Raw genomic sequence first — 18,546 nt, 5'->3', positions numbered from 1 at the left:
CACGGGCGTTGCTGCGCTCCCGCGACATCCCAGCGCTGCCGGCGCCCGCTGCGAGACCGCCCATGACCGAACACGATCCTACCGATCCGCCCATCGACCCGCGCATCCCCGTCACCGTGCTCACCGGCTTCCTCGGCGCCGGCAAGACCACGCTGCTCAATCGCCTCGTCACCCATCCGGAAATGGCCGGTACCGCGCTGCTCATCAACGAATTCGGCGCCGTGGGTATCGACCACCAGCTGGTGGAGCAGATCGGCGAGACCATGGTGCTGCTCGAATCCGGATGCGTGTGCTGCACCGTGCGCGGCGATCTCGTGGCGGCGCTCGAAACGCTCCATGACAAGCTCGCGCGGCGGCAGATCCCGCAGGTGCGCCGCGTGGTGATCGAGACCACCGGCCTTGCCGATCCCATACCGGTGGTCTGGACCCTGATGGAGCAGCGCTACGTCGCCGCCCGCTTCCGCTGCGACGGCGTCGTCACGCTGGTGGACACCGGCCTTGGCGCCGAGCAACTGGACCGGAACGAGGAGGCGCGCCGCCAGGTGGGCATGGCCGACCGCATCCTCCTCACCAAGGCGGACCTTGCCGATCGTAGCGCCCGCGAGCAGCTCGATGCCCGGCTCAACGTGCTCAATCCGTCGGCTCCGCGCCTTGTCGTGACCCATGGCGAGATCGAGCCCCGGCACATCCTGGGCGCCGGACTTTATGCGCCGGGCAGCCTGCCGGCGGAGGTGGAGCGCTTTGTGGCCGAGACGGAAGCCGCCGCCCGCGCCGGCGAGGCCCCGCCCTCCGCCCACGGGGCGCAGGCGCTGCCGGTGAGCTTCACCTGCTACTTCAACCATCAGGTGCCCTGGCGCGGCTTCGCGGTGGCCATGGGAGAGATTCTCGCCAAATACGGATCGCACCTGCTGCGGGTAAAGGGGCTGATGAACGTGGCCGGCCTCGGCGCACCGGTGGTGGTGCAGTGCGTGGAACAGGTCGCCTATCCCCCGGTGCGCCTGCCGCGCTGGCCGAGGGAGGGCACGCGCTTCGACATGCGGGGACGGCTCGTGTTCATCGTCCGTGACCTTCCGGAGGCAGCCATCGACGACATCCGCCGCCGCCTCGCCGATCTGCCCGGCGACACGGCTGCCCTGCGGGCCGCGGCAACCGCCCCCCTGCTGCCGACGCGCTGCTGGCTCAGCGCCCGCATGCCGGTGCAGGGCCGCAGCCGCTTCGAGACCGACGCCTGGCACATCAATTCCGTGAGGTTGGGCAAGGGCCGGCCCGCCGCTGCCGCCTCGTGAAGCCGCGCGGCGACACCGCCGCGCGGCCTCGCCTCACTTCACCGGCTCAAGCACGCTCACATAGTTCGCCACCGCTGAGCCACCCATGTTGAACACCCCGCCAAGGCTGGCACCGGGAACCTGCATGTCGCCGGCGGTGCCGGTGAGCTGCATGGCGGACAGGACGTGCATGGACACGCCGGTGGCGCCGATGGGGTGGCCCTTCGCCTTCAGGCCGCCGGAGACGTTCACCGGGAGACGGCCGCCACGGGCCACCGTTCCATCCTCCAGCACCCGCGCGCCCTGCCCTTCCGGAGCGAGCCCCATGGCCTCGTAGGCCAAAAGCTCCGCGATGGTGAAGCAGTCGTGGACTTCGGCAAATGAGAGATCGCCGACCGTTATGCCGGCCTCGGCGAAGGCTGCGGCGAAGGCGCGTCGCGGCCCCTCGAAGCGCACCGGATCGCGGCGCGACATGGGCAAAAGGTCGTTCACCTGCGCCCGGGCACGAATGCGCACGGCGCGCTGTGCCTCGCCGATGAGATCGTCGGATGCGAGCACCACGGCCGCCGCGCCGTCCGAAACCAGCGAGCAGTCGGTCTTGCGCAGCGGCCCGGCAATGACCGGGTTCTTCTCCGAGACGGTATTGCAGAATTCGAAATCGAGCGCCTTGCGCATCTGCGCGAAGGGGTTGGACACACCGTTGGCGTGGTTTTTCACCGCGATCTTCGCCAGCGCCTGCGCATGGTCGCCATAACGCTCGAAATAGGCGCCGGCGATCTCCCCGAAGATGGACGGGAAGGTCTTGCCGCAGTTCGCCTCCTCCTTGACGTAGGAGGCCGAGCCGAGGATGCGCGTCACCTCCTCGCCGGAGACCGCGGTCATCTTCTCCGCACCCACCACGAGGGCGAGGCGCGCGCGGCCGGACTGGATGGCGTCACAGGCGGCGAAGATGGCCCCGGCCCCGGAGGCACAGGCGTTCTCGACCCGTGTCGCCGGCTTCCAGCGCAGACCCGGCTCGCCGTTCATGGGCAGGGACGAACAGAAGATCTCCGGCACGAAACCGCCGTTGAGATTGCCGAGCCAGACGCCGTCCATGCGCTCGGCCGGGAAGCCGGAATGAACCAGCGCTTCGTGGCAGACCGCTGCGATGAGCGCCTCCATGTCCATGTGGGCCAGCCGGCCGAAGGGCGAATGGCCCCAGCCGACGATGGATACTGCGTTGCCAAGCTTCATGATGCGTCCTGCCGCTGTCGCGTCGTCGTTGCGCCGGCGCTCCTGCACTGTGCGTGCCACCGCGTGGCCCTCGCTGGGAGAAGCGTGGCCGCCCCCAAGGGAGCACTCCGGGCGACCGAAATCCGTCCGCGGGAGTAGCAATTGCGGACAGCATGGCAGCCCCACCGCACGGGAGAAGCATGCGAATGCGCGGCCTTCAGCCATGGCATCTGTTTTGCCGAGGAGGCGGCGCGGAAAGCGGCCGTTGTCCCGCGTGCCGCCAATTCAACGACACTGGAAAGGGAGATACCTCATGAAGGGTCTGGTCTATCGTGGCCCCGGCAAGAAGGCGCTGGAGGAGGTGCCGCATCCGCGGATCGAGCAGCCTACCGACGCAGTGGTGAAGATCCTGCGGACGACCATATGCGGCAGCGACCTGCACATCCTGAAGGGCGACGTGCCCACCGTGAAGCCCGGCACCGTGCTTGGCCACGAGGGCGTCGGCGTCATCGAGGAGGTTGGCCAGGCGGTCTCGGCCTTCAGGAAAGGGGACCATGTCCTCATCTCCTGCATCTCATCCTGCGGGCGCTGTGAGTACTGCAAGCGCGGCATGTATTCCCACTGCTCCGTCGCCGGCTGGATGCTCGGCCACACCATCCACGGAACGCAGGCCGAATATGTCCGCATCCCCTTCGCGGACACCTCCCTGCATCGCATCCCAGACGGCATGGACGAGGAAGCCCTCGTCATGCTCAGCGATATCCTGCCCACCGGCTTCGAGTGCGGCGTGCTGAACGGCAAGGTGCAGCCCGGCAGCACGGTCGCCATCGTAGGGGCTGGGCCCGTGGGCCTCGCGGCGCTCCTCACCGCGCAATTCTACTCCCCCGCCGAGATCATCATGATCGATCTCGACGACAACCGCCTGGAAGTCGCCCTGACCTTCGGCGCCACGAAGACGGTGAACAGCGGCCGCGAGAATGCGGTCGAGCGGGTCATGGCCCTGACTGGCGGCATCGGCGTGGACACCGCGATTGAGGCGGTCGGCATTCCCGCCACCTTCGTGCTGTGCCAGGACATCGTGGCCCCCGGCGGCACCATCGCCAATGTGGGGGTTCACGGCACCAAGGCCGACCTTCACCTTGAACGCTTGTGGGCTCACAACATCACCCTCACCACGCGGCTGGTGGACACCGTGACGACGCCGATGCTGCTGAAGACGGTGCAGTCGAAGAAGCTCGATCCCCAAAAGCTGATCACCCATCGCTTCGCCCTCGCCGACATCCTCGATGCCTACGAGACCTTTGAGAAGGCCGCGCAGACCCGAGCCCTGAAGGTGATCATCGGATAGCGCCAGCCTTCCGCGAGAGCGCTTTCAGGCGAAGCGGATTGCGGTTCGCATCAAGAGGATACGTGAAACGACACCCGCGTGGGTTCCGTGAGCCGATGAGAACGGAACCCGCGCGGGACATCGGCAGAATCAGACCGGCAGTTTGCGGATGAACCGTCCGCAGGCGGATGCGCGCCCCGCAATGGACCGGCGTGCGCCATGCGGTGGGGATCGCAACCCACGGCGAAAACCGCTTCAGTTTCGGAAACTGAAACGGCAAAACCGCTGTAAGTCTTTGATTTTAGTGGTGGGCGCACTAGGGCTCGAACCTAGGACCCGCTGATTAAGAGTTCTTAGGCGCTTCTCTTACCCTGTTTCCCCCTGTACGATCAAGCCCGCATTTTATATACGGTCACCACAAAGTCAGCCGGTCTATGTCTGACGGCGGTTCCCCGGACTTTACCGAATGTGGTGACCAGGTGGTGACCGGTAGCGGCTGCAGGGGTGGATATGGAACGGATCGCCAAGCTCACGAAGCGGACGGTGGACGCGGCCCAGCCCGAGGGCGCCCGATACATCGTGTGGGATGCCGACCTGAAGGGCTTCGGCCTGCGAGTGGAGCCGACCGGAGCGAAATCCTTCGTGGTGCGCTACCGCGTCGGCGGCGGCAGGAGCGCGCCGCGCAAGCAGGTGAAGCTGGGCAACATGGGCGTGCTCACGCCGGAGGAAGCACGCACGCGCGCCAAGGAAATGCTGGCGGCGGTGACCAGCGGGATGGACCCAGCAGCCGAGCGGGAGCGGTTCCGCGGGGCCCCCACCATGCGAGAGCTCGCCACCATGTTTCTCGCGGACCATGTGGAGGCGAAGCGCAAGGGCAAGACCTACCTCGCTTACAAGGGCATATTGGACCACCACGTCCTGCCGGCGTTCGGAAGCAACAAGGCTGAATCGCTCACCCGCGCCGAGGTTGCGCGCCTGCACACGGCCATGAAGGCGACGCCTTACCAGGCCAATCGCATGCTCGCCGTCATCGGTTCACTGTACGCCTTCGCGTCCAAGCGTGGGCTCGTGCCCGAGGATCTGAACCCAGCCCGCAAAATCGAAAAGTTCCGGGAAAAGAAGCGCGAGCGCTTCCTTTCGTCCGAGGAGATGGAACGCGTCGGGGCAGCCATTGCGCTCGCTGAGGCTGACGGGGTGACGCTGGAGCGCGATGGGCGCACCACACTTGCGCGCATATCGCCAGCTGCCGCGGCCGCGATTCGCCTCCTGCTCTTCACCGGTGCGCGGGTCTCGGAAATCCTCTCTCTCGAATGGAGCCATGTGGATTTTGAACGGGGATGTCTGAACCTGCCGGACTCGAAGACAGGATCCAAAGCGGTACTGCTTAACCCCCCTGCCCTAAGCGTGCTCGCCGGGATCGAGCGCGAAGAGGGCAACCCGTTCGTCATCCATGGGCAGCGCACCGAAACCCGCCTGACGGACCTCAAGCGCCCATGGGGGGTGGTGCAGGAGGCGGCTGGGCTGGAGGGGGTACGCATCCACGACCTCCGGCACACCTTCGCTTCGATAGGTGCCGGCGCCGGCCTGGGGCTGGCTGTCATCGGGAAGTTGCTCGGGCACACGCAGGCCGCCACGACGCATCGATATGCCCACCTCGCCGATGATCCGCTGCGCCGGGCGAACAACCAGATTGGACAACGCATCGCCGATGCGCTCGCACCGAAAGCACGGAAGCGCCCGCCCGCGGATGGTTAGCGCCTAGCCTGCGACAGGCTGTCGAATGCAGTAATGTGGTAAACAGCGCGAAACATGCCCTTGCAAGATCATAATAGATGTGGCTAGATTCCTATATCGAGTCCTGAAGCGCTGCGTCGAAGCAGCACAAGGCGACGGACTTGACCCGCTCGACCGTGCGTTATCGGTCTTCGCCTGAGGAAGCGTCAAAGTCCTCCCACCAGAGAATGTGGCTAAACCTCTCTGCGCATTGGCTGCGTCAAAGGCCACCTCGAAGAATGCAGAGGTAAACTGTCTTCTACGTCCTGTCCGCACGGCACGTGGGCCAGCGCTCGCAATGCGTCTTCACGCATGCGGCAGCGCTGCGGCATATCCAGCGACATAGAGGCAACCATGGCTCTTCACGACGCATCCGTGAATGATGGCTCCGTTGCGGCTCGCTCTGCGGTGATGAACACCCGGCGCGCAGCGGAATACATCGGCGTTTCTGTCCCCTGGCTTGAGAAAGCCCGCCTGATCGGTGGCGGCCCCATCTTCGTGAAGATCGGGCGCAGCGTTCGCTACCGAGCTTCTGACCTTGACGAGTTTCTGGAGAGCGGTGCCCGGCGCACGACAAGTGCGGCTTAGCCCGTCCTGCATCCGGTTCCTGAACCCCAGAAACACGAAGCCCGGCGGGCGCTTGCGACGCCACACCGGGCAAAACTCAAGGACAGAGCTATGCCTTCTCTACCTCAGGCCCGCCGTGCGGGCAAGCGTCCGCCGCCCACCAGCAGCGCGAAGCCCGCGTCTTCCATCCTCCCGAATACCCTTCACCTCGCGGCCCATCGGCTCGCGTCCGCCCTCGGCGTTCCCTTCAGCGTCGCCCTTGTCCATGCCGAGGCCGCCGGCCTTGGGAAGGAGGCTGCGCATGGCTGACGTGACCCGGCTCATGGTCCGGCTGGACGGCCCCGGGGGGCCCACGCTCACGGTGAAGGGCCGCGTGGCCTGGACCCTCGACCAGCTCCTGCAGGCGGGCGAAGCCGGCTGCACCCCCATCGAGCGCCCGGCGCCGCGGTGGTCCGACTACGTGTTCAAGCTCCGCAAGGCCGGCTTCTCCGTCGAGACCATCGATGAGAACCATGGCGGCTCCTACGGCGGCTCGCACGGCCGGTACGTCCTGCGTTCTGCAGTGGAAGTGCTTGAGGAGGCGCGGCGATGAGCAACGTCGTCCACCTCCATCCCGAGCCCCACGTCATCCTCGAATGGGGCACCATCATCCGCAGCGATGATCCGCGGGAAATCTGCCAGCGCCGCTATTTCCTAAACCTGCACGAGGGCCACGCCCGCTCGTGCGTCTGGTCCGGGAGCGACCGCGCCGCCGCCTTGGATGCCCTCTCTCGCTGGCGGAAGGACGGATTGCTTGGGTTCGACCGGACGATCCCGCAGGCTCCGGAGGGCAGAGCATGAACCAGCGCGCGCAGAAACGGCGCCTGGAGCGCCTTGCCCTCAAAAATGAAGCCACCATCGCTTCCGACCGACGCTTCTTCGAGCGTCGGCCGGATCGGCAATACCGGCTTCGCCTCGCCTCGGCGGCCGAAGTGGATCTCAACCGAGCCCTACCCGGCACCTGGAGCGCTCCCGGTTCACGGCTGTTCGTGGTGGTGCGGAAAATCTCGCCCACAGTGCGCATCCGGGCCTTGTTCTTCGGCCCCGCGGATAATGCCGCCGACATGGACAACGTGAGCGAGGAGGAAGCCGCCTTTCTCTTCGAGCGGGCGCGGCGGCAGAACGCGCAACTCGCCAGCATCGAGCGCAGCACCGTTGAAGCGTTCGGAGGCGCCGCATGAGCAATATCCTCCGCTTCCCCGGCGAGCGCGGACCGGACATGACGTTCACGGTTGAACGGGACTTCGGCCAGTGGTGCGTCGTGCACCGGCGCCACGGCAAATTCGTCAAGCGCACCTTCTGTGAGGACCAGGCCGCCGCCGAGGTGCTCGCCGACTGCCTGCGTTCCCCTGAAGTCGCCGTGTCGGACAGCGTGTTGCAAGCCGCCTCCCACGATGACGACGATGGAGGCGCCGCGTGATGGACCTCCGCAGTATCGCCAGCGCCCTCGGCGGGGAAGTGATCGGCCGCCAGGTGCTCGCCCCCGGCCCCGGTCACAGCCGAAAGGACCGCTCCCTTGCCGTTGTGCCGTCGCCCCGCGCGCCCGGCGGCTTCCTCGTGCATTCCCATTGCGGCGACGACTGGAAGGAATGCCGGGACCATGTGTGCGACGCGCTCGGCATCTCCCCGCCCGAGCGGCGGCGCAAGCCGACCCGCGAAGAGACGGCTCAGCGCCGCGAGGCCAACGCCCGCGCGGCCGAAGAGGCGGCGGCCGACACCGCCAAGCGCACCACCTGGGCGATCGGGATCTGGGCCAAAAGCGTCGATCCGCGCGGCCGCGTCGTGGAAACCTATCTGGAGAGTCGGGCCCTGCCGCTCGGCGAGGACCTGGCCCGCACCGTCCTGCGCTTCCACGGCGGCCTGCGCTACGGCGAGGCGCGCCATGCCGGCATGGTGGCGTTGATGCGGGACATTCTCACCGATGAGCCGTGCGGCATCCACCGCACCTTCCTCGCCCCGGACGGCCGGAAAATCGACCGGCGGATGCTCGGGCGCGCGAAGGGTGCGGCGATCAAGCTCGATCCTCTCGACGGCCCGACCCTCACCATCGGCGAGGGCATCGAGACGGCCATGTCCGGCCGCCTGTTCGGCTTCGCCCCGGCCTGGGCGCTGGGTTCGGCCGACGCCATTGCCTTCTTCCCCGTCCTGCCCGGCATCTCCCGCCTGACGATCCTCGGCGAGACCGACGATAGCGGCGCCAACGCGAAGGCGGTGAAGACCTGCGCCCGCCGGTGGATGGCGGCCGGCCGCGAGGTGTTCGTGGTGGAGCCCCGCATTCCGGGCGACCTCAACGACGTTCTGATGGAGGCGGCGACCTGATGGAACATGCTGCCTTCGAGACGCGCCGCCTGACCCCGGACGACGTGGCGGATTATCGCTGCAACGACCTCCTCACCGAGGACAATGCCGCGGCCCGCTTCACCGAGCTGTTCGCGGACAAGCTGCGCTTCTGCCACGACACCGGCGCGTGGTTCGAATGGACCGGCGCGGCCTGGCAGCGGAACCGCACCGGCCTCGCCTTCAACTGGGCGCGGAACCTCGCCCGCGACCTCGCCGAGAGCGAGCCGGACAAGGTGCGGTATGTGACGGGCAAGACCAGCTTCGCCACGGGCGTGGAGAAGTTCGCCCGCACCGATCCCGCCTTCGCGGTGACGATGGACGCGTGGGATCGGGACACGTTCATGCTGGGCACGCCCGGCGGCACCGTGGACCTGCGCACCGGCATCCTGCGCCCAGCCGATCCCGCGGACGGCATCACAAAGCTGGCGGGCTGCACGCCGGCGGCCGAGGCCATGTGCCGGCGCTGGCTCCAGTTCCTCGAGGAAGCCACCGGCGGCGATGCGGAGGCCATCCGGTTCATGCAGCAATGGTGCGGCTACAGCCTCACCGGCGACACCCGCGAGCACGCCCTGATCTTCGTCTATGGACCGGGCGGGAACGGCAAGAGCGTGTTCCTGAACGTGCTGACCGCCATCATGGCCGACTACGCCACCACGGCGGCCATGGACACCTTCACGGCCTCGCACAACGACAAGCATCCCACGGATCTTGCCATGTTGCGCGGCGCCCGCCTCGTGACCGCGAGCGAAACCGAGGAAGGACGGGCATGGGCGGAAAGCCGGATCAAGCAGATGACGGGTGGCGACACCATCACGGCGCGGTTCATGCGGCAGGACTTCTTCAGCTTCCGGCCAAACTTCAAGCTCACCATCGTCGGCAACCACAAGCCCGCGCTCCGCAATGTGGACGAAGCAGCCCGGCGTAGGTTCAACATCGTGCCCTTCACCCGCAAGCCGGCGTCGCCCGATCCGGAGCTTGAGGCGAAGCTGAAGGAGGAATGGCCCGGCATCCTGCGCTGGATGATCGAGGGGTGCCTGGACTGGCAGAAGAACGGCCTTGTCCGGCCCGCCAGCGTGACCGAGGCCACGCAGACCTATTTCAGCGACCAGGACCTGCTCGGACAGTGGATCGAGGAATGCTGCCGGGTGGAGCGTGAGCGCGCTGACATCTGGGATCGGCGCGCGGACCTCTTCGAGAGCTGGACCGAATATGCCCGCGGTGCCGGCGAGGATGCCGGATCGGCAAAATCCTTCTACGAAGCCATGCTGCGAAAGGGTTTCGAGCCAATCCGAAAGCATTCCGGAAGAGGCTTCAAGGGTATCCAGTTGCTGCCTAAGGTGCATTCCGCGATGGAGCGTGACGCGTGACGCGCCGTGTCGCGTTTTTGCATTATAAGCTTCTATACGCGCGCACATCACGCGCACGCGTGACGGAGGCTTATACCGGATTTCGCGTCACAACGCGTCACGCGTCACGCTTCGTGGCAAAATCGTGGCGGGTGTCGGCCGTCGAGGCCCTGCCCGAGGCCAGAATTCCCATAGCGGCCGAACCGGGAATTTCCGGCACGCCTCCCGCTACTCAGTTCACCAGCTGCACCGGCAGCCGCATCGCGAACGCGAAGGTCTCGAACGCCAGTCTGGCGCGTCGCTCCAGATCGGGCGCGTCCGCGGCCTCCATTACGTCGATCAGCGGTTCGGTGTGCTCGGCGATAGACAGGGTGCGCAAGAAGCCCACCGCCTCATCCATCGAGTTCAGGACGATGGTCGGCCGGAAGGCATCGACCTGCATGGGGCGGATGTCGGTGCACGGCATGGCTCGGTTCTCCTGCATGAACGGTCGCCCCCGTCATCGCGATCCTGGCGGCGAAACGCGCCCCCACTTTGGGGGAGATGTGACAATTCCGGGGAAGGCGGCCGTGGTCGTCATTTGTCGTCACCACCGAGCAACATCCGTGCCGCGGCCTCTCTGTCCAATTTGGACCATTAGGAATTGGCCCGCTCCCATGACCGAGACGGCTGTGGAGCCTCGCCCATGATGCCGGCGCGCTCCACCAGCCGTGCCCCCATGGTGCTGCGGCCCTACGACCCGGCCGACGCCATCGACCCGCATGTGGCGGCCGACATCGCCGGCCTCTCGCCCCAGACGGCCCGCCAGTGGGCCGCAGCCCACGACATCGGCCGCAAGGTCGGTGGGCGCTGGAAGATTTCGCGCGCTGCGCTGCTGATGTTCCTCGACGGGAACCGGGGCGCCCTGCGCGCCTACCTCGCCGGGGACCGGACCAGCCCCGAAGTGCTGGCCTATTTCAACCGCAAATGACGCAGGAGGCTCACATGGACGACACGACGAACACCCCGACGGCCCAGACCACCGAGACCGAGGGCGCCGAAAACCTCCACCTGATCACCGTCGATTGCCTCCGCAACGCCAGGGAGAACCTCGACATGCTGATCGAGACGCTTGAGAAGGCGCCCGACGCAGACCAGCGCGTCTCGACCATCGACATGGCCTTCAACACCTGGATGTCCATGGCCGTGCAGCATCGCGCCGCCTACATGGCCGTCAGAGGCATGAAAAAACAATAGCTTATGCATTTAAAACAAGAAGAACAACGAAAACAACGAAAAGCTCTACGGAAGCGCGGCGCAGATCCTTAATCTCTCTGGCAATTGCTTCACAGGGATACGCCGCGCCATGCAAAGCGTGCCGACCATCGACGAATACGACCAACCCACCGTCTTGTGCGACACCATCATCGCCAAGGCCCCGAAGGGCACGCGGGACCAGGTGCACGATGCTGCCCGCCGCGAGCACATCACGGCGGCGGAGTTCATCCGCCGCGCGGTGCAGGAGCGCCTGGGCCGCTCCATCGGCGAACTGCAGGGGGCGCGCTAATGGGCGGTTCCAGCTCGCAGACGCAGGCCACCACGACGCAGCCCTGGGCGCCAGCCATTGGCCCGTTGAACAACGTTCTCGGCAAGGTCAACAGCCTCACCGGCACCACGGGCGTCACGGCGGACCAGTCGTCGGCCTTCGACGCGATCAAGGGCAACGCTGGGGCGCTGCAGACCTCGGCGCAGAACTACTCAGGGCTGCTCGGAAACCTCTATGGCGGGGGCGGGTACGGGTCGACCAGCGGCATGCTGAAGGACACGTTCGACAACGTGTCGGGCGCGCTCTCGCCCTACACGTCGGCCGACTATGCCGACCCCACCAAGAACCCCATCTACCAGCGCATGGCCGACCTCGCCGGGAACCAGGCGCAGAACAGCGTCAACGGCATGTTCGCGGCCGCTGGACGGTCCATGTCGGGGGCACACGCTGGGGCGCTCGGGAAGGGCATCACAGACGCGATGACCGGCGTTTATGCCAATGGGCAGGGGCAGCTGGCCAACCAGCAGCTCCAGGGGCTTGGGCTGCTGAACACCGCGGGGCAGGGCACGTCTTCAGCGCTGGAGGGCATCCAGGGGCAGCGGAATGCAGCGGGCACGACGGCGGCACAGCTCAACCAGATGCTCCCCGGCATCCTAAACCAGCCGTATACGAATGCGATCAACGCTGACAGCGCCCAGTGGAACCTCCCCGTGCAGCAGCTGGGGATGCTCTCTAACCTGCTGGTACCCATCGCAGGCCTGGGCGGCACCAGCAATTCGACGACGACGACGAAGAGCGACCCCCTCAGCAACATCATCGGAGGGGCGCTCGGTCTCGGTAGCCTGTTCTCGGCACCGGCCGGGGGCACCTCGGCAATGGCCGGCCTCATGGCTCTCTCAGACCGTCGGGCCAAGCGGGACATCTCGCGCATCGGCGAGCTCTACGACGGGCTGCCCGTCTATCGGTTCAGGTACCACGGCTGCCCGAAATGGCACGTGGGCCTGATGGCAGATGAGGTGGAAGCCTTCGCCCCCGAGGCGGTGGCCGAGGTGGAAGGCTTCAAGGTGGTGGACTACGGCCGCGCCACCGAGCGGGCGATGGAGGCTGCATGATGGCTGGGCTTCTCGATCTTCTGTTTGCCGCGCAGCCGTTCGCGCAGGCTCAGGTGCCTCTGCAGGGCACGCCATGGCAGCTTCCCCAGGGCTCGGACCCGGTGCCGACCCGTCCGCAGGGCCAGGCCCCTACCCTCGGGCTGCTCCAGCAGCAGGCCGGAGGCCTCCCGCCGCTTCCGGCGCCCATCGAGATCCCAGGTCGGAAGGTGGCGGCGGTGGATCCGATCATTCCCGGTCCCGAGAGCATGCCGCGCTCGAAGCCCGGCACCGAACCCGATCAGGCGATGATGCCGGCGAATGCCCGGCCCGCGCAGGGACCGTTGCCGGGTATGCTCTTCGGATCTGCCCAACCCGCGCAGGGTTTCTCTCCGCTGCAGAGCATCACCCGCGACACGCCGCTCGCCGGCGTTGCCGACTGGGCGGCGCAGAACCGCAGCACGCTGATGGCGCTGGCCTCGGGGCTCATGGGCGCGCAGAACCTGGGCGAAGGCCTGTCCCGCGGCTTCCGGAACGCGACCGCCGGATCGCAGATGGACCAGCAGGCGGCACAGGGGCGGCAGCAGCAGAACGCGACGTACCGCTACTTGACGAACCACGGCATGGCCCCGGACGACGCCATGGCGATGTTGTCGAACCCGGAGGCCCTCAACGGATACCTCAAGACCATGTTCACGCCCCGCCAGCCGGTGGCGGTGGGCGAAAACTCCTCCCTCGTGGATCCGGTGACGGGCCAGGTTGTCTATCAGGGCGCGGGTTCCGCCGGCACGATGGCGGCCCAGGCGAGCCAGCGCGCGCAGCTTGCCCGGCAGTATGGCGTGGACCCCAACTCGCCGACAGGGCAGGCCTTCATCCTCTCCGGCAAGTTCTCGGAAGGGGCCAACGCGCCGGCCGGCTACCGGTGGAGCGCGGACCGCACCGGCCTTGAAGCCATCCCCGGCGGCCCGGGCGAGAAGATCGACGCCGCAGAGGCTGCGCGGCTCGGCCTCACCAAGAGCTTCCTTGAGCAGCTTCCTGGCATCAAGAAGTCCGTGGAGGGTGGCGAGGCGACCGGCCTCATCGAGGGGCCGCTGGGCGCTGCCGGCTATGGCCGTTCTGCGGAAATCCGCCGACAGGTGCAGTCGGGCGTGGATGCCCTCCTGCGCAATCTCACCGGCGCCGGCATGAGCCAGACCGAGGCCGAGAGCTATGCACGGCGCTACGCCCTCGGCTGGGGCGACTCCCAGGACACGGTGCTGTCCAAGCTGAAGCAGCTCGACCGCGAACTCCGGTCCACCGCCGACGTGCTGGGCCGGGGCCGCGGTGGCGCGGGCTTCATCAACGGCATCCCGTCGGCCTTCCAGGCAAGTGGGCAGCAGGGCCAGCGGGGGCAGTCCGCACCCACCGGTGGCAGCCTTCAGCCCGGCGCCGTGGTGAACGGCTTCGTCTATCGCGGCGGCAATCCGAATGACCCGAACTCGTGGGGGCGCGCCCAATGAACCCGTGGGAGATGGACTGGAGCAACGCTGGCGGCCAGCCGCAGCCGGCGCCCCCGAAGATGCCTTGGGAAATGGACTGGAGCGGCTCGCAGCCCCCGCCTTCCGGCGCTTTCAACAACGCCACGGCAGGCCTGAACAGCGCCATCTATTCCACCCTCGGCGCGCCTGTGGATGCCGCGACGTGGCTCACCAACAAGGGCGTTGATGCCCTGAACGCCGTGACCGGCGCCGAGCTGCCGCAGGCACGCGCCAATCTGCCGGGCTCCAGCCGGTGGCTGGCCGGCGCCGGTGAAGCGGTGGGCGTGAACGATCCGAGCAAGGTGCAAGCCACGACGCAGGGCGAGAAGCTGGCGCGGGCGGCCGGCTCCGGGATCGGCTTCACTCTCGCGCCGGAAGCCGCCATCGGCGCCCTTGGCCGCGCTGGAGTGCTCGGCGAGGGCGCAGTGAATGCGCTTGCCCCCTACATCGGCCATTCGACCTCGCTCGGCGACGTGGCGCTCAGCGCCGGTATCGGTGGCGCGGCTGGCACCGGCGGCGAGCTGGTGGCGGAGGCCGCGCCGGAGAGATACCGCCCGGTGGCCGAAGTGGCCGGCAATCTCCTGGGCGGCGGGGCTGCTGTCGGAGCCATGGCGCTTGGCCGAGGCGTGACACAGGCAGGGCGCGCGGTCGCCGACCGTCTCGCCCCCATCACACAGTCCGGGCAGGAGCGCGCGGCCGGCATGGTGCTGCGCGACGCCGCGACCGACCCGGCCGCGCTGCGGACGAGCCTTGAGCAGACCCCTGGTGAGCTTGTGCCAGGATCGGCCCCCACGACCTTCCAGGCTACGGGCGACATGGGGCTTGGCGGCCTTGAGCGCGCCGTTGCGGCGAAAAGCCCGGCCGAGTTCATGCAGCGCCGCGCCGACCAGAACACCGCCCGCGTCGGCGCGCTGGAGGGGATCCAACAGGCAGGGGCGCCCGATATGGTGGTGGGCGCGCTGCGGCAGAACCTCGCCGATCTGGACGCCATGACCGGGCAGGCGGTGGACGCGGCCACCGGCCGGGCGCGAGGCGCCACGGCGGCCTTGGGTGGGGAGCAGACGCCGGAGGCTTATGGCGCGGCGTTGCGGGGACTGGAAGCGCCGGTGGTTGATGCGGCGCGCGCCGACGCGCAGGGCGCCATGCTCGGGCTCGGCGGCCACGGCATGCCCGAGGGCTACGGCGAGGCCATGCGGCAGCAGATCATGGATGCCCGTAGCGTAGCGAAGGAACGTGAGCGGGCGCTCTGGAGGGCCGTGGATCCGGAAGGCACCCTGGCATTGCCGGCGACGGAGACGGCGCGCATCGCAGCCGATGTGCAAGCCAGCATGCCCGCGAGTGCCAAGCCCATGTCCGGCGAGGAAGCGGCCATCTTCGGGATGGCGCGCCGGTTCGGGAGTGCCGTTGCGCCATTTTCGGAGGTGACGGCCCTGCGGAGCCGGATCTCCGAGGCCATGCGACAGGAGATGATGGCGAGCGGCCAGACGGTGCAATATGCCCGTCTCGCCCGGCTTCGCGCCGCCGTGGAGCGTGATCTGGAAACGGCCGTCCTCGATCAGGCCGAGCGGGAAGCGCAGGGCATGGCTTCGGGTGCCGTCTCGCTCGAGGACACCATGTTCGGCCGGATGCAGGCGGCCGTGGGTGCTCCTGGAGATTGGCCCGGTCCGACGCCCGGCGCGACCATGAGGGCGGGCGGCACGGCTGCCGGTGCTGCGCCCGGACGCTCCGATGCCGTGATGAACGAGGCCGCAGACATCGCGCTCGGCCGCAAGGCACCCTACCGACCGCCGTCCTTCCTCAAGTGGATCGAGCGCAATGGCGGCATTCGCTACGATGACAATGTCGCAGCCGCGCTGGACGCTGCGGACCGGCGACACGGCAATCTGCTGAACCGCTCCGGTCGCAGCGTGGATGAATGGGGCGTCTCGATTGCCGAGCGCGCGGGCTGGGCAGACCGGCCGGACCAGAATGAAATCCTCGACTGGATCGCAGAGGCCGCGAACGGGCGCGAACCCGACTGGTGGACCGCGCTCCATGCGAGTCCGGAACGGCAGGACGCGGCGCGCCTCGCCGAGCACCTGACGCGGATCGCCGCCGAGGAGGGCATTTCCCTTCGCTCGCGGCAGGCGGCGCTTGACTTGCTCCGCCGGGATGCCGAGCTTTACGGCCTTGGCCCGACCGATGATCTGCGGGCTTGGGCGAGGGAGCGCACGGCTCGATATGGAACGGAGGCCCCCGCCGGAGGGTTCAGCCCATCGACGCCGGCCATGGGGCGCGGCGCTGGCGCTGGAGCTTCTGGATTTCCCGGAGGATCGGCGGAATGGACTTCTGGATTTTCTGGAAGCCGAGGCCAAGCGCGAGGGCAATCTGGACGCTCTTCGGGAGATCAAGGCTTTCCGGGAGAAGGGCTGGTCAGTCCTAATTTCGATGAGGCAGCCCTAGAGCGGCTTCGCGCTGCATCCGCCGCCACCCGCGAGCGGGCGCAGACCTTCGACGCCGGCCGGGTGGGCGCGGTCACGAAGCGCTCGGGCGCCTCCGGGCCCTTCCTGACGGAAGCCTCGGCTGTGCCGGGGCGCTTCTTCACGCCAGGCCCGCGCGGCTACGAGGCCATGCAGGCGCTGCGCAACGCCGCGCCCGAGGCAATGCCGCAGATCCGCGATTATGCAATCAGCACACTGCGGCAGGCCGCTACCCGCCAGGATGGCACGCTCGATCCCGGCGGATTCCTGCGCTGGCGCTCGCGCTATGGCGACGCCCTGCGCGCCTTCCCCGAGCTTATGCAGCGCGTCGGCACCGCGGAACAGGCGTCGCGCCTGCTTGATGCCGCCCGCGTGATCCCCGAGAACGTCCTGAATGGTGATGTGCCGGCGCGCATCTTCCGCCCAGGGCCGGGGGGCGCCGAGAGCGTGAATGCCTTCCGGGCCGCCGTGGGTGACCAGCAGGCGACAGCCGTGTTGCAGGATTACGCCATCGCCAGCATGCGGCAGGCGGCAGAGCACCGTGACGGCCCGCTCATTGGCACTCTTGACCCGGCCAAGGTACGCGTCTGGCGCCAGAAGCATGCCGACGCGCTCCGGGCCATCCCCGAGGTGGACCGCATGTTGGCTGACCCGGTACAGGCTTCCGAGGCCGTGACCCGCGTCGCCGCTGACCGGAAGACGCAGATGGACGCCTTCCAGCAGGGCGCCGTGGCCCGCCTGCTCAATCTGGACGACCCGGCGGACGTGACGCGGACCATCGGTGGCATCTTCAGCCGGCAGGATGCCGTGCAGCAGATGACGCGACTTGTCCGCGAGACGGCAGGCAACCAGGAGGCACGCGCCGGCCTGCGCAAGGCCGTGGCCGACTACATGACGCAGCGCCTTAAGTCCTACACCGAGGCTGGCACCAGCGGGCAAAACCTTCTCAAGTCGGACACCTTTCAGCGGTTCGTGGACCAGAGCGCGCCTGTGCTGCGCAAGGTGCTATCCGAGCAAGAGGTGGGCACGCTGCGAGCCATCGCTGCGGACCTGAACCGTGCAAACCGGTCGGTTGCGTCCGTGCGCCTGCCAGGTGGTTCCAACACGGCGCAAGACCTCACGGCCATCTCGCGCGCCCAGCATCAACCATCGATCCTCGCCCGCACCCTGAGCGTGGCTGGATCTGCCGGACTGGGCGCCGCCGCCGGCGGGCCGCTGGCGTCCGTAGCGGCGGTGGTGGGCGTCGAAGCGGTACAGGCGATGCTGCGCGCCGGGTTGCGGAACGTGAATGATCTGGTGCGCGATGCGCTGCTGAACCCGGAGCGGGCCAAGGCGCTGCTGGCGAAAGCTCCGGCACGCCCCAACAGGGTCAGCGACGCCGTGCTGGCCCGCGCTTATGCGCGCGGTGCCGTGCTGCCGGCGCTTGGGAGCACGGTGCAGGGAGATGGGCAGCGATGAGTGAGGATCGGCCTGAGCGCAACGAGCGCGGCCAGTTCGTCCCCGGCCACGTTGCCACCGGCGGCCGGCCCAAGGGCTCCAGGAGCAAGTTGGGCGAGGAGTTCCTCGAGAAGCTGTATGCCGACTTCGCCGAGCATGGTGCGGATGTCATTGCCCGTGTCCGGGAGGAGAAGCCCGACCAATACCTGCGCGTGGTGGCCTGCCTCCTGCCGAAGGAGGTGAAGGTGTCCACCGAGGCCGACCTGTCCGACGAAGAGCTGGACCGCCGCATTCGCCAACTGGCTGCGGCGCTGGACCTCACGTTCGGCGGGGGCGAGGCGGTGCATTGAGGGGGGCGGGCGACCGCGGGGGGGGCAGACCGCCAGGCTTCCGTCTACCCCTGTCAGGGCAGGGGGCAGGCGCCGCAGCGACACGGACAGCAGCAAAAGGCCGGCACCGGGCAACCCGATGCCGGCCGAAGTGCTTCAGGCCACCTCTACCGCGCGGATCGCACCTACCATCGCCTGCGCACAGGCGGCATAGGTTCGGCGCCGCAGATCCGCCTCGCCCCGGTGCAGGCTTTCCAGCTTGCTCTGGAGCAGGTCGAAGTCGCGGCCGGGCACGATGTCCGCGCACTTCCGCATTATAATA

General features: G+C 67.8%; 20 protein-coding genes. 17 read left to right on the top strand and 3 right to left on the bottom strand.

Going from position 1 to position 18,546, the window contains the following annotated elements:
* Positions 1–62: 62 nt before the first annotated feature.
* Positions 63–1,286, top strand: a complete 1,224-nt coding sequence (locus V5F66_RS02080) for a CobW family GTP-binding protein (protein WP_394093124.1) — start codon at positions 63–65, stop codon at positions 1,284–1,286.
* Positions 1,287–1,319: 33 nt separating this feature from the next.
* Here V5F66_RS02080 and V5F66_RS02075 read toward each other — a convergent pair whose 3' ends face one another.
* Positions 1,320–2,498, bottom strand: a complete 1,179-nt coding sequence (locus V5F66_RS02075) for an acetyl-CoA acetyltransferase (protein ID WP_041576499.1) — start codon at positions 2,496–2,498, stop codon at positions 1,320–1,322.
* A gap of 292 nt (positions 2,499–2,790) precedes the next feature.
* Here V5F66_RS02075 and V5F66_RS02070 point away from each other — a divergent pair, with 292 nt between their 5' ends.
* The 9 genes from V5F66_RS02070 (at position 2,791) to V5F66_RS02030 (ending at position 9,890) form a co-directional block, all read left to right on the top strand.
* Entirely contained in the window at positions 2,791–3,825 is a 1,035-nt protein-coding gene (locus V5F66_RS02070; protein ID WP_394001671.1) for a zinc-dependent alcohol dehydrogenase family protein, read from the top strand.
* 489 nt (positions 3,826–4,314) lie between these two features.
* Positions 4,315–5,559, top strand: coding sequence for a tyrosine-type recombinase/integrase (locus tag V5F66_RS02065; RefSeq protein WP_394093123.1), 1,245 nt, complete (start codon positions 4,315–4,317; stop codon positions 5,557–5,559).
* 372 nt (positions 5,560–5,931) lie between these two features.
* Positions 5,932–6,165, top strand: a complete 234-nt coding sequence (locus V5F66_RS02060) for a helix-turn-helix transcriptional regulator (RefSeq protein WP_394093122.1) — start codon at positions 5,932–5,934, stop codon at positions 6,163–6,165.
* Positions 6,166–6,445: 280 nt separating this feature from the next.
* The gene (locus V5F66_RS02055) at positions 6,446–6,736 is read left to right on the top strand and encodes a winged helix domain-containing protein (protein ID WP_394093121.1); all 291 of its coding nucleotides are present in this window, start codon (positions 6,446–6,448) and stop codon (positions 6,734–6,736) included.
* The gene (locus V5F66_RS02050; protein ID WP_394093120.1) at positions 6,733–6,984 is read left to right on the top strand and encodes a hypothetical protein; all 252 of its coding nucleotides are present in this window, start codon (positions 6,733–6,735) and stop codon (positions 6,982–6,984) included. Before V5F66_RS02055 ends, V5F66_RS02050 begins: the two co-directional genes overlap by 4 nt.
* Positions 6,981–7,364 carry a hypothetical protein gene (locus V5F66_RS02045; protein ID WP_394093119.1) on the top strand — a complete coding sequence of 128 codons (384 nt, stop codon included), beginning with the start codon at positions 6,981–6,983 and terminating at the stop codon, positions 7,362–7,364. Before V5F66_RS02050 ends, V5F66_RS02045 begins: the two co-directional genes overlap by 4 nt.
* A complete protein-coding gene (locus V5F66_RS02040; RefSeq protein ID WP_394009133.1) occupies positions 7,361–7,603 on the top strand; it encodes a hypothetical protein in 243 nt (80 codons plus the stop codon). Before V5F66_RS02045 ends, V5F66_RS02040 begins: the two co-directional genes overlap by 4 nt.
* Entirely contained in the window at positions 7,603–8,502 is a 900-nt protein-coding gene (locus tag V5F66_RS02035; protein WP_394093118.1) for a DUF7146 domain-containing protein, read from the top strand. The genes V5F66_RS02040 and V5F66_RS02035 overlap by 1 nt, the downstream gene beginning before the upstream one ends.
* Positions 8,502–9,890: a phage/plasmid primase, P4 family gene (locus tag V5F66_RS02030; protein WP_394093117.1), complete on the top strand. Its 1,389-nt coding sequence runs from the start codon at positions 8,502–8,504 to the stop codon at positions 9,888–9,890. The genes V5F66_RS02035 and V5F66_RS02030 overlap by 1 nt, the downstream gene beginning before the upstream one ends.
* A gap of 211 nt (positions 9,891–10,101) precedes the next feature.
* Here V5F66_RS02030 and V5F66_RS02025 read toward each other — a convergent pair whose 3' ends face one another.
* The gene (locus V5F66_RS02025) at positions 10,102–10,335 is read right to left on the bottom strand and encodes a hypothetical protein (RefSeq protein ID WP_394009139.1); all 234 of its coding nucleotides are present in this window, start codon (positions 10,333–10,335) and stop codon (positions 10,102–10,104) included.
* Between the two features lie 219 nt (positions 10,336–10,554).
* Here V5F66_RS02025 and V5F66_RS02020 point away from each other — a divergent pair, with 219 nt between their 5' ends.
* The 7 genes from V5F66_RS02020 to V5F66_RS01990 all read left to right on the top strand — a co-directional run bounded on the left by V5F66_RS02020 (position 10,555) and on the right by V5F66_RS01990 (position 18,245).
* The gene (locus V5F66_RS02020; RefSeq protein ID WP_394093116.1) at positions 10,555–10,839 is read left to right on the top strand and encodes a helix-turn-helix domain-containing protein; all 285 of its coding nucleotides are present in this window, start codon (positions 10,555–10,557) and stop codon (positions 10,837–10,839) included.
* Between the two features lie 14 nt (positions 10,840–10,853).
* The gene (locus tag V5F66_RS02015; protein WP_394093115.1) at positions 10,854–11,105 is read left to right on the top strand and encodes a hypothetical protein; all 252 of its coding nucleotides are present in this window, start codon (positions 10,854–10,856) and stop codon (positions 11,103–11,105) included.
* A 109-nt stretch (positions 11,106–11,214) separates the two neighbouring features.
* Complete coding sequence (locus tag V5F66_RS02010) at positions 11,215–11,415, top strand: hypothetical protein (RefSeq protein WP_394093114.1); 201 nt, start codon at positions 11,215–11,217, stop codon at positions 11,413–11,415.
* Positions 11,415–12,506: a tail fiber domain-containing protein gene (locus tag V5F66_RS02005; protein WP_394093113.1), complete on the top strand. Its 1,092-nt coding sequence runs from the start codon at positions 11,415–11,417 to the stop codon at positions 12,504–12,506. Before V5F66_RS02010 ends, V5F66_RS02005 begins: the two co-directional genes overlap by 1 nt.
* Positions 12,503–13,981, top strand: coding sequence for a hypothetical protein (locus tag V5F66_RS02000; protein ID WP_394093112.1), 1,479 nt, complete (start codon positions 12,503–12,505; stop codon positions 13,979–13,981). Before V5F66_RS02005 ends, V5F66_RS02000 begins: the two co-directional genes overlap by 4 nt.
* A gap of 59 nt (positions 13,982–14,040) precedes the next feature.
* Positions 14,041–17,916, top strand: a complete 3,876-nt coding sequence (locus tag V5F66_RS01995; protein ID WP_394093111.1) for a hypothetical protein — start codon at positions 14,041–14,043, stop codon at positions 17,914–17,916.
* Positions 17,913–18,245 carry a hypothetical protein gene (locus V5F66_RS01990; protein WP_394093110.1) on the top strand — a complete coding sequence of 111 codons (333 nt, stop codon included), beginning with the start codon at positions 17,913–17,915 and terminating at the stop codon, positions 18,243–18,245. Before V5F66_RS01995 ends, V5F66_RS01990 begins: the two co-directional genes overlap by 4 nt.
* 135 nt (positions 18,246–18,380) lie before the next feature.
* Here V5F66_RS01990 and V5F66_RS01985 read toward each other — a convergent pair whose 3' ends face one another.
* Entirely contained in the window at positions 18,381–18,539 is a 159-nt protein-coding gene (locus V5F66_RS01985; protein ID WP_394093109.1) for a hypothetical protein, read from the bottom strand.
* Between the last annotated feature and the right edge of the window lie 7 nt (positions 18,540–18,546).

The sequence above is a fragment of the Xanthobacter versatilis genome (assembly GCF_043193975.1).
GTDB classification, from domain to species: Bacteria; Pseudomonadota; Alphaproteobacteria; order Rhizobiales; family Xanthobacteraceae; genus Xanthobacter; species Xanthobacter autotrophicus_E.
The sequence above is the reverse complement of the archived record's forward strand: the minus strand, read 5'-3'. Positions and strand labels throughout refer to the sequence as shown.

Coding starts and splice junctions, on each gene's coding strand:
- V5F66_RS02065 (WP_394093123.1), top strand. CDS start 4,315: ATGGAACGGATCGCCAAGCTCACGAAGCGGACGGTGGACGCGGCCCAG.
- V5F66_RS02010 (WP_394093114.1), top strand. CDS start 11,215: ATGCAAAGCGTGCCGACCATCGACGAATACGACCAACCCACCGTCTTG.
- V5F66_RS02070 (WP_394001671.1), top strand. CDS start 2,791: ATGAAGGGTCTGGTCTATCGTGGCCCCGGCAAGAAGGCGCTGGAGGAG.
- V5F66_RS02005 (WP_394093113.1), top strand. CDS start 11,415: ATGGGCGGTTCCAGCTCGCAGACGCAGGCCACCACGACGCAGCCCTGG.
- V5F66_RS02075 (WP_041576499.1), bottom strand. CDS start 2,498: ATGAAGCTTGGCAACGCAGTATCCATCGTCGGCTGGGGCCATTCGCCC.
- V5F66_RS02040 (WP_394009133.1), top strand. CDS start 7,361: ATGAGCAATATCCTCCGCTTCCCCGGCGAGCGCGGACCGGACATGACG.
- V5F66_RS02080 (WP_394093124.1), top strand. CDS start 63: ATGACCGAACACGATCCTACCGATCCGCCCATCGACCCGCGCATCCCC.
- V5F66_RS02025 (WP_394009139.1), bottom strand. CDS start 10,335: ATGCCGTGCACCGACATCCGCCCCATGCAGGTCGATGCCTTCCGGCCG.
- V5F66_RS02030 (WP_394093117.1), top strand. CDS start 8,502: ATGGAACATGCTGCCTTCGAGACGCGCCGCCTGACCCCGGACGACGTG.
- V5F66_RS01985 (WP_394093109.1), bottom strand. CDS start 18,539: ATGCGGAAGTGCGCGGACATCGTGCCCGGCCGCGACTTCGACCTGCTC.
- V5F66_RS02055 (WP_394093121.1), top strand. CDS start 6,446: ATGGCTGACGTGACCCGGCTCATGGTCCGGCTGGACGGCCCCGGGGGG.
- V5F66_RS01990 (WP_394093110.1), top strand. CDS start 17,913: ATGAGTGAGGATCGGCCTGAGCGCAACGAGCGCGGCCAGTTCGTCCCC.
- V5F66_RS02000 (WP_394093112.1), top strand. CDS start 12,503: ATGATGGCTGGGCTTCTCGATCTTCTGTTTGCCGCGCAGCCGTTCGCG.
- V5F66_RS02045 (WP_394093119.1), top strand. CDS start 6,981: ATGAACCAGCGCGCGCAGAAACGGCGCCTGGAGCGCCTTGCCCTCAAA.
- V5F66_RS02020 (WP_394093116.1), top strand. CDS start 10,555: ATGATGCCGGCGCGCTCCACCAGCCGTGCCCCCATGGTGCTGCGGCCC.
- V5F66_RS02035 (WP_394093118.1), top strand. CDS start 7,603: ATGGACCTCCGCAGTATCGCCAGCGCCCTCGGCGGGGAAGTGATCGGC.
- V5F66_RS02015 (WP_394093115.1), top strand. CDS start 10,854: ATGGACGACACGACGAACACCCCGACGGCCCAGACCACCGAGACCGAG.
- V5F66_RS02050 (WP_394093120.1), top strand. CDS start 6,733: ATGAGCAACGTCGTCCACCTCCATCCCGAGCCCCACGTCATCCTCGAA.
- V5F66_RS02060 (WP_394093122.1), top strand. CDS start 5,932: ATGGCTCTTCACGACGCATCCGTGAATGATGGCTCCGTTGCGGCTCGC.
- V5F66_RS01995 (WP_394093111.1), top strand. CDS start 14,041: ATGCCTTGGGAAATGGACTGGAGCGGCTCGCAGCCCCCGCCTTCCGGC.